Genomic DNA, 14,966 nt, shown 5'->3' on the forward strand with positions numbered 1-14,966 from the left:
GGTTAATCGGTTTTAGATCCTGGCAGACCAAATCCAGATGAGGGGCCTGGTCCAGACGTTGGGCCATTCCCTGGTGGAAAATCCGGTCCAAATGGAGGTCCATTTCCTGGTGGAAAACCTGGGCCGAATGGTGGGCCATTCCCTGGTGGAAAATCCGGACCAAATGGCGGTCCATTCCCTGGTGGAAAATCCGGACCGAATGGCGGTGGGCCATTTCCAGGTTTACCATCATCATCATCCCCTGGTGCTTCAGGAAGTTCCTCTCCCATTAAGTCAACAATCCTTCCTTCCCGTTCAGGGTCAACGATACCAGCAAGATACTCCTCTTCGACCATGTAATCCCTCAGTTGCTCCCAGTCGGATTCGCCAATATCTCTCACCCGGCCATCATCATAAGCCTGGGCAAATGTGTCAAAACCGTCGCCGCCCTGTCCGGTAAAACCGTTTGTTGTCACCTGATAAACCTCATCAAGCTGTATTTCCTCCAGTTCACCGTCCAGTTCCACATACATTTGCACCACCCTGTTGCCCGGTTCTTCTTCACTGTCATAATAAAATTGCATTCCGGACACATGCAGGAATCCTCCATTTTCCCCCGGTGCCTGACGAACACTGTGCTCCAGGATATCCTTGATTTCCTGACCTGACAATGTCACAACTACCGGGTTGTTCCCAAACGGAAGCACGTTAATGACTTCGCCGGTTGTAATTTCTCCTTCCTCAATTGGCGCACGGATTCCGCCGCCATTTTGAAAAGCAATTACTGTATCAGGCTCTTTTTCCTGTGCTTTGGCAAGCATCGCATCTGTCACCAGGTTGCCGAGCTCTGTCTCATTGGCGCGGACACTGTCATCCCCAGGTGCATCTTGACGAGGATTGATCAAATCCTTCATAGCTACTGCACCAATTTCTTCATGCATTACATCATCTACATGTGTTTTATAAGGCTCCAAGATTTCCACAGCAAGAGGGTCTGCATCATATGCATCCACTTCAAGCAATTCACCGTCATATGCGGTAATTACCCCATCTTCATCAAAGGTGACGTCCAGCGTGCCAAGATACGCTGCATATTCTCCCGCCTGAACAATGACAGTCGGTTCCACTGCTTCCCCGTCTGCATTTGTCGTTACTATTTCAGGTACAGCGACCGGTTCTTCCAATGTCGAGTGAGAATGACCGCCGACGATGATGTCAATGCCCTCCACTTCTTCGGCAAGTCGCAAATCATTGCCGACTTCCGGAGCACTATCATATCCAAGGTGGGTCAGGGCAATTATTTTATTAATACCTTCCTCTTCAAATGTTGCCACCGCTTCTTCCGCGGTTTCGATGAAGTCGTCAAACGTCACTTCTTCAGGACTGGCAATATTCGCCGTATCTTCGGTATTCAAGCCGAAAATCCCGACTTGTTCGCCATCCACTTCCATGACCATACTATCGTATACTTTTCCGTTTTCCGGTTCCGTAACGAGAGATTGATTCGTTTCCAGTTCATGCATAAATGGATCCGCTGAAAAATCGATGTTGGTACCGAGAAACGGGAAGTTGGCACCTTCCACAAATGCGGCAAGGGATTCGTGGCCGCCTTCTTCCGCCCCCAAATCAAATTCATGGTTGCCAAAAACCATGGCGTCCATATCCATCAGGTTCAGCAAGGCAAGATCCGCCTGCCCTTTAAATTCATTAAAATACAGGGTTCCGGAGAACACATCTCCTGCATTCAACAGCAGTGCGTCCGGATTCTCTTCTCTGAACTCATTAACGGCAGTGACCATTTTCGGAAGTGGTTCCACCCGTGCATGTGTGTCGTTCATATGCATAATAGACAGGTCAAAATAATCTTCGGCCTCTTCGCCCGCCAGATCAATCTGGGTTAATATGGGGTCATGATCACTGGCACGTCCATGCATATCCGTAAAGTCAGCATTCACATGCAGCACGTCAGTCTCTGTCACATCAGCCAGATGGTTGGATACAAGCACATGGTCCAGCACCTGGGAATTTCCCTCGTAAATGTAAGTGTACCGCTCTTCTTCGGGAACGGACATCATCATATTCGTCAATTCATCCCCTTCAAGGATGTTTAACGGTGCTGAAAACTCGAAATCATTCATATCCCCTAAGACAACAACATTTTCGTTCGGATTTTCCGCTTTAATGTCACCAACAAAGTCATTTACGAGCTCAGCCATGTCCCTGCGCTGCGGTTCACTATGCAGTTCCGGCGGCTGATTTTGTCCAAATGCACCATCATCCCCTCTTTTGGAGTTAAAGTGATTGTTGATCACAATCACGCTCTCCCCTTTAAATTCAAACTGTGCCGCCAATGGCTTGCGTGAATTTTCAAAAGCGTCTTCATTGGGCGAAATGCGGCCAGGATTTAAAGTTAACTGCCCGTCTTCATAATAAGTAGCATCTATGGCGGTTCCATGCTCACCTTCCGTCAGTGTCACGCGCTCCGGATGATAAAGATAACCAACACGGATATTGCCGTGCGGCGCTCCGCCATCCTGATTGTACTCAGGGTCAATATTGACATAGTCATAAGCAGGCCCGCCCTGATTTTGGATCTCTTCAATCAGCCGCTCATAACTTTCCGAGGCATCTGCATCACTCGGCCCCTCGTTCTGTCCATTATTGTCCATTACTTCCACAATACCTACAATATCCGGGCTGTCCATATCACTGACAAAGGCCCGTGCAATGTTTTCTGCTTTTTGCGGGGACGTTTCGCTTTCGTTTGCCGAAAAATTTTCTACATTATAAGTGGCAACCGTCAGCTTGTCCTCATCTTTTACTATACTCGTCTGTCCAGGCTCCGTATCTCCTTCTTCAAAAATAGCTTCTACGTCATCCAGGTCGGCATAAACTTTGTAATTCCCGTAGCCGTAATTGACAACACCCTCCACAGGTTCCGTGAACCGGTCCCCTGTTTTGACTGCAAAATCCCTTGCATCATTGTTGGGATGCAGCTTATATTGAATTGTCTGCGCATTCGGCCCGTCTTCCGTTATACAAATACCGCCATTAGACGTTCTATTTTCCGGTGTGAACTCTTCTGTTACCACAACCAGATCACCATGCTCCTGGGGTGCCACTGCCTGAGCAGGAGCAACTTCCACCCGCATTCCTTCCATGCTTTCCCAAAAGTCAATAGCATAGTTTTCCGGGTCATAGACTTCGAGCCCTTCATCGCCAATAATATTTTCAGGAATATCGCTGGAAGTCAGCTCAATAGGTGACGGAAGCTCTACATCACTCTCTATTACTTTCACGTCACCGCCCCAGTCATCACGTGCAGCAATCTGGGTAACCGATAAATCCGTTTCCTGTCGATCATCATACCCATCAATATGATATTCATCGACTTCCCCGGTTACATGGACCAGGTCGCCAACTTCGGCCAGATCCTGGTTCCCGGTATAGACAACAACGCCTTCCGATGTTTTCTCATTTCCGTCATAATCATCTTCAGGTGTTTGCATATGAAAATAATGCGCACCTCTTAATTCATACTTATAGGTAACAATACCTTCCACATCTTCTACTATACTGCCCACAAGCGGTGATTCATGACCTTCTCCCTGAATATGATGGATCATGATACCATCTTCAGCATCGTAAACAGTATAATGAAATTCAGTTACACGGCTGGCTGTTAATCCATCTTTTTCAGCCATCGCTTTGATTGTTACATCCTCATCAACAGTGATTGCTCCGCTGTAGGGTTCCCCATTTTCTGAGGACGGATCACTGCCATCTTTCGTGTAAAAGATTTCCGCATCCTCTGTCGCCGTTGTCAGGGTAACTTCCGATCCAGATGGAATCACACCCGGACCAGGACTCGCTGTCACCGGCTGTACCGTAGTAACATCTTCAATAATATCCGCCTGGCTGCGCGGAATGATTTGCTGATCGTCATCAAACTGAATGACGATACCGGTAATAGAATCATAGACAACACCCGTGTCCAGGTTTAGTTCTCCTGTTTCGTCACGTACGACAAAAGTGTTTCCGGATTCATCTTCAGCTGTGTAATTCGCCCAATCACCGCCTTCGTTGACATCGGTTAGCGTTACATGATCAACAACTGCGAGTTTCGATTGGTGATTTTCCAGCTCATTTCCCTGCAGGCTAACAGGGTCAGGAATATTTGTATCTGCTGTTTTATCATCCACCAAGGCATTTTGCAGCTGCAATAAGCCCCGGTAATTATACAAATCGCCGGTGATGGTGATTTCATCGCCCACATCCACATCAAGTGATGTTGGGCGTACAGCAATTGCTGCTGTATCGTCCTGAATCTGGATCGTGTTTCTCAGTTTGGCAGTCACGATGCCTTTGGTTTTCGCCTCACCGGTGGCTTGCTCCCTTACTTCTGCGATCGTCTGCAATTCAAGGGGCTCGTCCGGATTTTCGTCGGCAAACCGCATATCGGTTGGGCTTCTTAGACCATAGTGACCGTGGTATGCTTCTATATTACCGGTAACGATAATTTCTTCTCCCAGGTTACCCGGGTTTGAAGCCAAACCGAATGCTGAGCGGTAGGGACTGGTCACTTGAACAAACAACATGTTATCAATATCTGTTTCCCCGGGTTCGTCTGCCAGTGCCACATTATAATCCTCTCGAAAATCATGGTCTGAAACATTATCAGGACTTATAACATACCCAACAATGTACCCGGCAACCGTCTGACTGCTCCCATCATTATCCAGCTCAATAGCTTCTCCAACCGTAATAGGCGATTCCGCTTCAGCTGCGTACAAGCTTACGGGTTCCGCCATGGGCGTCAGCATGCTCAACACCAAAACAAAAATCATCATCATACTTACATGTTTTCTTTTTGTTCGTACGTGCAATCGCTTCTCCTCCTTTTTGCATTTACCGTTGGGCAAAAGCGGACTCTTCTTATCATGTATGTATTTGGATTGGTGACAGGAGTTACCCGATTCCCTTCTCCAGCTGTTGCGCATTCCTTCCCCGATCTGACTATAAACATATTACCTTTTGCATGGTTATATTTAGCTAACAAACCTGTTTTATGCGCATGGAGACTGCTATGAAGCTAGTGGAAGTTTTTCTGCCGGCAAAGCCAATCGTGATGAAAGAAACCGAATCTGCTTCACGGTAAAGTCTGCTAATTTCAGCATAAGTAACTTAGCATGGAATTACCATATGAGAAAATAACCATTTTAGCCAAGCTATCAGGTCAAAAGGATCACCTCCTGCGGGTTTAAAGACCCAATCCTTCAGTTGCAAAACTTGAAGCAAATACCGGCGTTCGCTTTCATTTAAACAGACCGCCGTACTATTGTGAATTGAATTTCGAAAAATTTACATACTTTTAAGGTTGATTTTATGGTAGATTTACAATCCTCATCATCCCTTTACCAATAGTATGTTATGATACCTATTAAACGAGTGTATGGTGGAGGGTGTTCAATGAAGTTCAAATCCGGAGAAAAAATTGTATTTATCGGAGACAGTATTACAGAGGATGAACGTTTCCAGGATGCAGATGGATTAGGTTCTGGCTACGTCAGGCACATACATGATTTTTTTGCTTTACGTCATCCGGAACTTTCTTTGCAAATAGTGAATAAGGGAATCAGCGGTAATAGAGTGACAGATTTACAGGATCGCTGGGAAAAAGATGTGATGGATGAGGACCCTGAATGGCTTTCTGTTTCCATTGGAATCAATGATGTATGGCGCCAGTTGGACCAACCCAATATAGAACAGGTTTCTCCGGCTGCATTTATGGATATTTACCGGGATTTGCTGAAACGTGTAAAAGAGAATACACAAGCAAAGCTAATTATTCTGGAGCCTACGATCATAGAGGAAAATGAGCATGCGGAAGGTAATAAACTGCTGAAGGAATATGTGGCGATAACGAGCATGCTTAGCAAAGAGTTCGATGCCGTTCTCGTTCCCATGCATCATAGATTTATGGAATATATTAAAAAATTCCCCGATAATAAGCTGACTACCGATGGCGTACATATGAATTCACTTGGAAGAATGCTGATGACAATGATTTGGCTGGAAAGCCTGGGGCTCATTGAAGGACAATAGTGTTTCGATGGCTCCCCTTCACTTGGTTTCAAATGAAGAAGTGTTGGATGACAGCAATGATTTATACCGGATTATGGGGAGCGAAGGACACACTCTTCTTTTAACCCCGTTTATGTACTCCAAGCCTTACTGTTAAGCCACAAGATAGATTAGTAATATGCAATGTTTCTTCACCACCTTCCCTAATCCCAAATCCAAAAATAGAATTTTTTAAAATAAAATGGATTCCCTCTTGAGTATTTATTCAACATGATGCATAATAATTCATAATTACTTATACATATAAGAAACTGAAAACACCAAAAGATATTGTGAACAGGAAAATGTAAAAAACGCTCTATTCCCTGCAGTATCTAATATAAAATAAGTATACAAAACTTTACTAGATAAATAGAGCCTGTGTGAATGTTGCATACCACTGTATTTTCCTTCACACGACAAAATAGGCTTAATATATATTCAGGGGTAATGAACATGACAAAAGAACGGATTGTTGTGAAAATCGGCAGCAGTTCTCTGACAAACGATAATGGGGAAATTAATTATCAAAAGCTCGAGGATCACGTGCATGCGATTGCAGCATTAAGAAAGAAAAGACACGACGTAATTTTAGTTTCGTCCGGTGCCGTGGCAGCCGGGTTTAAGAGACTGGGTTACGCCTGCAGACCGGCCAGTTTAAAAGGAAGGCAGGCGGCAGCCGCTGTCGGCCAAAGCCTTTTAATCCAAACCTATTTGGAAAAACTGAATGCATACAATGTCACTGCCGCCTTATTGCTGCTGACCAGATCTGACTTTTCCAATCGGGAGCGGTATCAGAATGCCTTTGCCACGATAAGCGAACTGCTTGATCGTGGTGTTTTGCCCATTATTAATGAAAACGACACGGTTTCCGTGGATGAATTAACTTTCGGGGATAATGATATGCTCTCCGCACTGGTAAGCGGTTTTGTCCATGCCGACCGTTTAATTATTTTAACAGACATTGATGGCATCTATGATGGCAATCCGAAAACCAACGCAAATGCACAAAAGCTGCATTACCTTGAAAATATTACGGATTCCATGATTCAAGCCGCAGATGAAAATGGCTCGAAAGTTGGTACCGGAGGCATGAAATCAAAACTTCTTGCAGCAAAGACCGCACTCTCTTTAGGTGTCCCGGTCTTTGTCGGCCAGGGTAAGGGGAAAAATAAGCTGCTCGATGTCATAAAGGGGGAAGGGAATGGCACCTACATTGCCAATCCCGGACTCCACTGGGTCAATACGAAAAAACAATGGATTGGGCTTCATTCCGAATCATCCGGAAAAATTTATGTGGATCAGGGAGCGGAAGAAGCAATTCGATTTAAGAGTAAAAGCCTCTTGTCCGCTGGTGTGTTTAAAGTAAAGGGAATGTTTGAAGCAGGCGATGTGGTGGAGGTGTTGAGTCAGAATGGCCTGCTTGGCAAAGGGCAAGTAAAGTGCTCTTCCCATGAATTAAAAGAATGGATGAATAGCCGGAAAAAAGGAGTCCGGAAACCGGCACTCAAAGTGATACGCGGGGATCATTGGGTTGACTTGACTACACAAAAGGAGGATTTCGAGAATGAGCAACGTACAGGTGAAAAACGAAGTACAGTTAAAGGGTAAACAGGCACAGGAAGCCAGCTACAGCATGACTGCTTTAACAACGGAAGAGAAAAACAGCGCATTGCAGTTTGTGGCCGCGCAGATTTTAGAAGACCAGGAATTTATTCTGCAGGAAAACCAAAAAGATATTGCAGAAGGAAAAGACAAAGGAACCTCTGAAGCCATACTGGATCGCATTCTGCTTACGCCGGAACGGGTTGAAGCTATGGCAGAAGGGATCAAACAGGTGATCGAGCTGACCGATCCTATTGGAGAAACTTTAGAGACGATTGATAAAGAGAACGGCCTGTTTGTGGAAAAAAAACGGGTGCCGATTGGTGTTGTCGGCATGATTTACGAAGCAAGGCCAAACGTTACCATTGATGCGGCGGCGCTTTCATTAAAGACAGGAAATGCAGTGATTTTGCGTGGAAGTTCCTCAGCCAAGCATTCGAATATCGCGCTGGTCACATCCATCCATGCCGCCCTGGAAAAAAGCAATGTACCGAAAGACGCGGTACAATTGATTGAAGATACGAGCAGGGAGACAGCGAAAGAACTTTTCCGGCTGAATGAATACCTGGATGTACTAATCCCCCGCGGCGGAAAAAATCTGATTGATACGGTCGTCCGTGAATCCACGGTTCCGGTGATTGAAACCGGTGCGGGAAACTGTCATGTATACATTGATGAATCAGCAGAACAGGAGATGGCTGAACAAATTGTATTGAATGCAAAACTGCAGCGTCCTTCTGTCTGTAATGCGGTCGAATCACTGCTGATCCATCCTGCATGGTTCAACCAGTATGGTGTGGCCCTGCTGGAGAAGTTGAGTGAAGAAGGCGTGGATATTATAGCAGATGAAAAAACGGCTCAGGCTTTTCCCAATGCAAAGCCGGCAACCGACGAAGATTGGCATACCGAATACCTCGGCCTTACCATCAGTGTGAAATTGGCAGATGATGTGAAAGCAGCCATCCAGCATATCAATCAATATGGCACAAGACATTCCGAAGCGATTATTACCGAGAATCAAGACAATGCTTTCCTGTTTCAGCAGGGCGTGGACGCAGCGGCGGTATACCATAATGTTTCCACAAGATTTACGGATGGGTTTGAATTTGGTTATGGCGCAGAAATCGGCATCAGCACGCAAAAGCTGCATGCACGGGGTCCAATGGGGTTGCCTGCCCTGACGTCGAGCAAGTTTTTTATTAAAGGGAATGGAATTGTCAGGGAGTAGGTTGGCTTTTGATTATAAATAATGGACTTGCATTTAAGGGTACTCATCAAATTTGATTAGTACCCTGTTTTTAACGGAATAGTGATGCAATTATGTAGAAAACAATGCTAAACCGACTGTAGAATGATTACATAAAATGGTATGAGACAAAGAGAAATGTGTACAACCCTCTAACTGCTCCTTTCACCAATTCCTGCAGCCTTAACTCCCGCTAAGTCAATCCAGATATCATACATTCTTATCGCATCTAAAAAACAGGATGTTTCCAGAAGCTAAGCTCGCCATGCTTCAAAACATATCTTGGTCATTAAATCACACTTCCTTCCAATTAAAATAAACCTTTCATCCCACAAAAAGATGAAAGGTTTATTTTGTCTCATGCACACTATAAATTTAGCCGATTGCTATCTCTTTTTTTTCCATTTTGTTTAAACCTAGCACTTTGTCAGTATGAGCATCGGTTTCCTGAAGCAGTTGCGGATTTTCCGCCAGCAGCTTGCCGTAGGAAGGAATCATTTCCTTAATCTTTGGTTCCCAGGCTTTCATTTCTTCCGGGAAGCACTTATCGAGAATTTCCAGCATGACATTTACAGCTGTAGAAGCACCTGGAGACGCCCCCAGCAACGCCGCCACTGTACCTTCCGCGCCGGTTACCACTTCAGTTCCAAACTGAAGGGTTCCTTTACCATCTTCGGTATCCTTGATTACCTGTACGCGCTGGCCTGCAACAACAAGACCCCAATCATCAGCTTTGGCAGCCGGGATAAATTCACGCAGCTCTTGCATTCGCTGTTCTTTGGATGACATCACCTGCTGAATAAGATACTTCGTCAGCGGCAGTTCTTTTGCCCCTGCAGAAAGCATCGTAAAAACATTGTTCGGCTTGACGGAGGTCATCAGGTCAAGTAGGGATCCTGTTTTTAAAAACTTCGGTGAAAATCCGGCAAACGGTCCGAATAACAATGACTTTTCCCCATCAATGTAACGGGTATCCAGATGCGGTACAGACATCGGGGGTGCGCCCACTTTTGCCTTTCCGTACACTTTCCCATGATGCTTCTCCACGATTTCCGGATTTTTGCACACCATGAAAAGCCCGCTTACCGGGAACCCGCCAATATGCTTGCTTTCCGGAATACCAGTTTTTTGCAGTAGATGCAGACTGCCACCACCGCCTCCGATAAAGACGAACTTTGCTGTATGGTATTCTATCACATGGTTTTCATAATCAATGACTCGGACTTCCCATGCCCCATCTTCGGTACGCTTAATGTCCTCCACACTATGTCTGTAATTCACTTCGACATCTGTTTTCTCGAGATGATCGAACATTTTACGGGTTAATGCGCCAAAGTTGACGTCTGTGCCCGTATCTATTTTCGTTGCGGCAATAGGTTCTTTGGACGTACGGTTTTCCATAACAAGCGGCATCCATTCCTTCAGCGTTTCCGGATCATCGGAAAATTCCATCCCTTCAAAAAGCGGATCGTTGGACATGGCCTCAAAACGTTTTTTTAGAAAGTTCACATTCGCCTCGCCCTGAACCATACTCAAATGCGGCAATGGCATGATGAATTCTTCCGGGTTTGGCAGCAGGCCTTTGTTTACAAGGTATGACCAGTACTGCAGGGAAACGCGGAATTGTTCATTGATTTTTTTTGCTTTACTAATATCAATCGACCCATCGGGGCCTTCTTTTGTGTAGTTTAACTCACAGAGTGCTGCGTGTCCTGTCCCGGCATTATTCATCTCATGGGAGCTTTCCTCTCCCGCTTGTGCCAGCTTCTCAAATACAGTAATTTTCCAGTCCGGCGCCAATTCTTTTAAGAGTGTTCCCAATGTGCCGCTCATGATACCGGCACCAATTAAGATAACATCTGTGCTGACTTGTTTATTCTTCATGACAACCTTCCTTACATTTTAAATTTAGAAAAAATATGTAAATACTCCGTTTAAATTCGCAGAAAAACAAGGCGCGTTGAAACACACCTTTTTGAATGATTATTAGTTTACTATATTATATCACATTCCCGATCGATTGTTATACTTGTTTTCCAAAGAAATTCACTTTTTAAACAAAAGGGCTGGCTTCCTATTGCTGCGGGGCAGAAGTAATTTTTTTACATTGGGTGGCATTTTATAAGGAAGTGAATCTCTTCTTCATATTTAGAGCTTTTAAGCTTCCGGAAATCATTTTGACGATGGCAGAAACTTTTTATAGGAAACATCGTTCATTTTATCTCTTTGTGAAATCAAATTGGCAAATGGCCTTGCCTTTTTCCCTACCACTATAGTGTTAATGAACCTTCTGTTACATTATGCGGTATTGTAAACTGCTTACATGATTACTGTGTTACGATAGATATGTGAACTGATGAGTACTCCAAAGTCCACCTGTGGCATCGGTCACATTATATGAAGGAGGGATTTATTATGAGAAATGCTTATGAAAACTTATTAAAACCAATTACTTTACCAAATGGTGCAGAACTTCCCAGCCGAACCGCAATGGCTCCCATGGTTGCGAAGGGTGCCCATGACGATGGAACCATATCTGATCTGGACGTGAAGTATTTTGAAAAACGTTCGGATGTTGCAGGCCTGATTATTACAGGTGCGGCATATGTAAATGAAGCTGGCTATGGGTTTGATGGGCAAATATCCATTTCAAAGGACGAGGATATAGAAGGCCTGAAAAAACTGGTAAAAACCATTAAAAAAGATGGAAACAAAGCCATAATCCAGTTGCACCACGCCGGACGTGAAGCAGTTCATGAAAAATTGGGGCGGACTGTCGCTCCCAGTGCCGTGGAGTTTCCTTTCCTTGACCATGTACCTGATGAAATGACCGCAGAAGAGATTGAAAATACGATACAGGATTTTGGAAAAGCAGCGGAACGAGCAGTGGAAGCAGGCTTTGACGGAGTGGAAGTGCACGGTGCCAACCATTATTTACTGCAGCAGTTTTTCTCCGTGTACTCAAATCGTCGCACAGACGAATGGGGCGGTTCCTTGGAGAAGCGTATGGCATTCCCGCTGGCTGTATTAAAAGAAGTAAAGCGTGCCGTAAAAGAAAAAGGCAAAGATGATTTTATAGTCGGTTACCGGATCTCTCCGGATGAAGTTCATGGAGAAAATGTGGGATACCGCATCGATGAATCACTGCAGTTAATTGAGAAAGTTGTCTCCGAAAAAGCTGATTATGTCCATATTTCACTTTGGACAGGTTATGCAAGCCGTCCAAAAGGGTATAACAAATCATACGGGAAACTGGTAAAAGAGCAAATCAACGGAAGGTGCCCGGTTATTATTGTATCCAATATTTTTACAGCAGATGATGCATTGGATGCACTGAACCATGGGGATATTACAGCGGTGGGACGAGCCGCATTGCTGGAGCCGGAATTTATAAAGAAAATCAAAGAAAACCGTGTAAGTGAAATTCGTACCACAGTGGAAAATCTGGAGGAGCTTAGCATCCCGAAGAAAGCCATTGACTGGTTTAACATGGAAGGTTCCATACTGCCACCTCTTCCAGGACTTGATAAAAAATAGACAGTGAAAGCAACAGGCAGGCATCCCATCTATTCCTTTATATTTTCCACATGTTTTTGTTTGCAATCAAAAGACGCTTAGATTATAATAATTTTTAAATAAAACTTTGTACAAACAGCATCTGATTTTGCTTTATTTTTATTTCAATTATATAAAGGGAGGAAAAAATTAATGGCACACACAGAAGTAAAAGACTTTTTGAATCAGCTGGTGGCAACGAAAGGGGTATTATACGCTCGGCTGCATCAATTTCATTGGTATGTAAAGGGACCGCATTTCTACACGCTTCATGAGAAATTTGAAGAATTATATAATGATGTAAGTGCGGACCTGGATGATGTAGCGGAACGTTTACTTGCGATCGGCGGAGAGCCGTATTCTACATTGGCAGAGTTCAATGAGCATTCCATTATAGAAGAAAAAGCGGCGGACAAAAACCTATCCGCAGACGACATGGTTCGTGCGCTTGTAGATGATTACAAAAAACTGGGTGAGTTCCTGTCAGAAGGAATTGAGCTGGCAGAAGACAAAGGGGATCACGTTTCCGCTGATATGTCGATAGCAATAAAAGAGAAAATTGACCTGAATGTTTGGATGCTGCAGGCCTATCTTGGCAATGAAGCGAAATAAAATAAAGACAAAAGACAGCAGCGGGCAAACACCCCGGCCGATTATGCGAAAAGCTCTGGTGATTCCAGGGCTTTTTTGATAGCGTGAATACACTTCGTTTGGCTTATTGATATTTTACCAGTAAAATCTTACATACTTGACATATTCTATGGGAAAAGTTTAGTATGCTGATAGCATAATTAACGACGCAATGTAAAGGAAGTGGGACAAATGGCTGCACAGCGGGATGCGAAACAAAAAGGAAAAGGAAGCCGAATATTGCAGGGCATTGAGCGAATCGGCAATAAACTGCCGGATCCATTTATTTTATTTATTATGTTGGCGGTAATTGTCATTATTTTATCATGGGTTATTTCCTTATTTGATATTACCTTCACCGTGCCAGGGGAAGATGAGGTAATTGCCATCCAAAGCCTCATTTCTGCGGAAGGCCTGCAATTCATGCTCACTTCCATGATTGACAACTTCATTGGTTTTGGCCCGCTTGGCATTGTACTGACCATGATGCTCGGCATCGGGCTGGCCAATAAAGTTGGTCTGATCGAGACAGTAATTAAGCGGACGATTTTAAAAGCACCACGATCCCTTGTAACGTATGCTGTTATTTTCACCGGCATTATCGCAAACCTTGCTGCTGATGCAGCTTTTATTATTGTTCCGCCGCTGGCAGCGATGGTATTTTACAGTATCGGACGGCATCCGCTGGCAGGTCTTGCTGCAGGTTTTGCCGGGGTTGGCGCCGGCTTCACCGCCAACATCATTATTGCCAATACAGATGCGGTGCTCGCAGGTATTTCTGCGGATGTTATGGCAACATTGAATACGGACGTCACCGTTACGCCGGTGGATAATTACTTTTTCATGCTCACTTCTGTCTTCCTGCTGACCATCGCGGGCGGATTGATTACAGAAAAACTGGTGGAGCCGCAGCTTGGCAAATATGAAGGCAATAAGGATAAAGAATTTGAGCCCGTGAAGCCGGTGGAGAAAAAGGCACTGAAGCACGCCGCTTTGGCTGCTGCCGGTTATATTGCACTGCTGCTGTTTGTGCTGTTTTTCCCGGATTCCCCGCTTCGCAACGAGGACGGAGGCATGGTGCCATCCCCATTCCTGGCCAGTATTGTACCGATCATTATGCTGTTTTTTATTACCGTTGCTATTGCGTATGGACGGACGACGAAAAAAATTGAAAGCTCCCGTTCTGTAGCCCAGCTGATGGGAGAAGCCATGAAAGACATGTCCGGGTTTATTGTGCTGATTTTTGCCGCGTCCCAATTCATCGCCTATTTTGACTGGACCAATATGGGTTCCTGGATTGCCGTAAGTGGAGCCACTTTCCTGGAATCTGCAGGAATGACCGGCATTGGGGTTATAGTTGTTTTCATCTTTTTCTCAGCTTTGTTAAACCTGCTTATTTTCAGCGGGGCTGCTCAATGGACGCTGCAGGCGCCGATTTTCCTGCAAATGTTTTATTTCCTTGGGTATCACCCGGCATTTATCCAGGCAGCATACCGGCTGGCCGAATCATCCACGGGAATAATTACGCCGATGAACCCTTATTTTGTCGTCATTCTTGGTTTTATGAAAGAGTACGATAAGAAGGCTGGGATTGGCACGCTGATCGCTTTAATGCTCCCGTATACGATCACATTTCTCACCATATGGACACTGCTGCTATTGATTTTTGTTTTTCTGGGGATACCAATCGGACCGGGGATTGAGATTTACTTGTAGCTGGACAGTGGGGACAGGGCTCCTTTCTGCCTGTTCCAGCAGCAAGTACTTCATGTCTGGGCACTGCTATGATATTCATACATGCTCCCATTACTTAAAAACCAATTATGGG

Annotated in this window: 8 protein-coding genes; 6 read left to right on the forward strand and 2 right to left on the reverse strand. The window is 44.7% G+C overall.

Annotated elements, in window-relative coordinates; all coding sequences use genetic code 11:
- Positions 1-2 precede the first annotated feature (2 nt).
- Entirely contained in the window at positions 3-4,865 is a 4,863-nt protein-coding gene (locus tag ACZ42C_RS13805) for a 5'-nucleotidase C-terminal domain-containing protein (protein ID WP_461181660.1), read from the reverse strand.
- 583 nt (positions 4,866-5,448) lie between these two features.
- Here ACZ42C_RS13805 and ACZ42C_RS13810 point away from each other — a divergent pair.
- The 3 genes from ACZ42C_RS13810 (at position 5,449) to ACZ42C_RS13820 (ending at position 8,935) form a co-directional block, all read left to right on the forward strand.
- Positions 5,449-6,084, forward strand: a complete 636-nt coding sequence (locus ACZ42C_RS13810) for an SGNH/GDSL hydrolase family protein (RefSeq protein WP_461181661.1) — start codon at positions 5,449-5,451, stop codon at positions 6,082-6,084.
- 474 nt (positions 6,085-6,558) lie between these two features.
- Positions 6,559-7,713, forward strand: coding sequence for a glutamate 5-kinase (gene proB / locus ACZ42C_RS13815; protein ID WP_461181662.1), 1,155 nt, complete (start codon positions 6,559-6,561; stop codon positions 7,711-7,713).
- A complete protein-coding gene (locus ACZ42C_RS13820; RefSeq protein ID WP_461181663.1) occupies positions 7,670-8,935 on the forward strand; it encodes a glutamate-5-semialdehyde dehydrogenase in 1,266 nt (421 codons plus the stop codon). Before proB ends, ACZ42C_RS13820 begins: the two co-directional genes overlap by 44 nt.
- A 393-nt stretch (positions 8,936-9,328) precedes the next feature.
- Here ACZ42C_RS13820 and mqo read toward each other — a convergent pair whose 3' ends face one another.
- Entirely contained in the window at positions 9,329-10,837 is a 1,509-nt protein-coding gene (gene mqo, locus ACZ42C_RS13825; RefSeq protein ID WP_461181664.1) for a malate dehydrogenase (quinone), read from the reverse strand.
- A gap of 531 nt (positions 10,838-11,368) precedes the next feature.
- On the opposite strand from mqo, the gene ACZ42C_RS13830 reads away from it, so the two are divergent.
- The 3 genes from ACZ42C_RS13830 to ACZ42C_RS13840 all read left to right on the forward strand — a co-directional run bounded on the left by ACZ42C_RS13830 (position 11,369) and on the right by ACZ42C_RS13840 (position 14,854).
- Positions 11,369-12,490: an NADH-dependent flavin oxidoreductase gene (locus ACZ42C_RS13830; RefSeq protein WP_461181665.1), complete on the forward strand. Its 1,122-nt coding sequence runs from the start codon at positions 11,369-11,371 to the stop codon at positions 12,488-12,490.
- A 171-nt stretch (positions 12,491-12,661) separates the two neighbouring features.
- On the forward strand, positions 12,662-13,120 hold the full coding sequence (locus ACZ42C_RS13835; protein ID WP_461181666.1) for a Dps family protein: 459 nt from the start codon (positions 12,662-12,664) through the stop codon (positions 13,118-13,120).
- Positions 13,121-13,330: 210 nt separating this feature from the next.
- Positions 13,331-14,854, forward strand: coding sequence for an AbgT family transporter (locus tag ACZ42C_RS13840; protein WP_461181667.1), 1,524 nt, complete (start codon positions 13,331-13,333; stop codon positions 14,852-14,854).
- Positions 14,855-14,966 lie beyond the last annotated feature (112 nt).

Source organism: Virgibacillus kimchii (assembly GCF_055379185.1).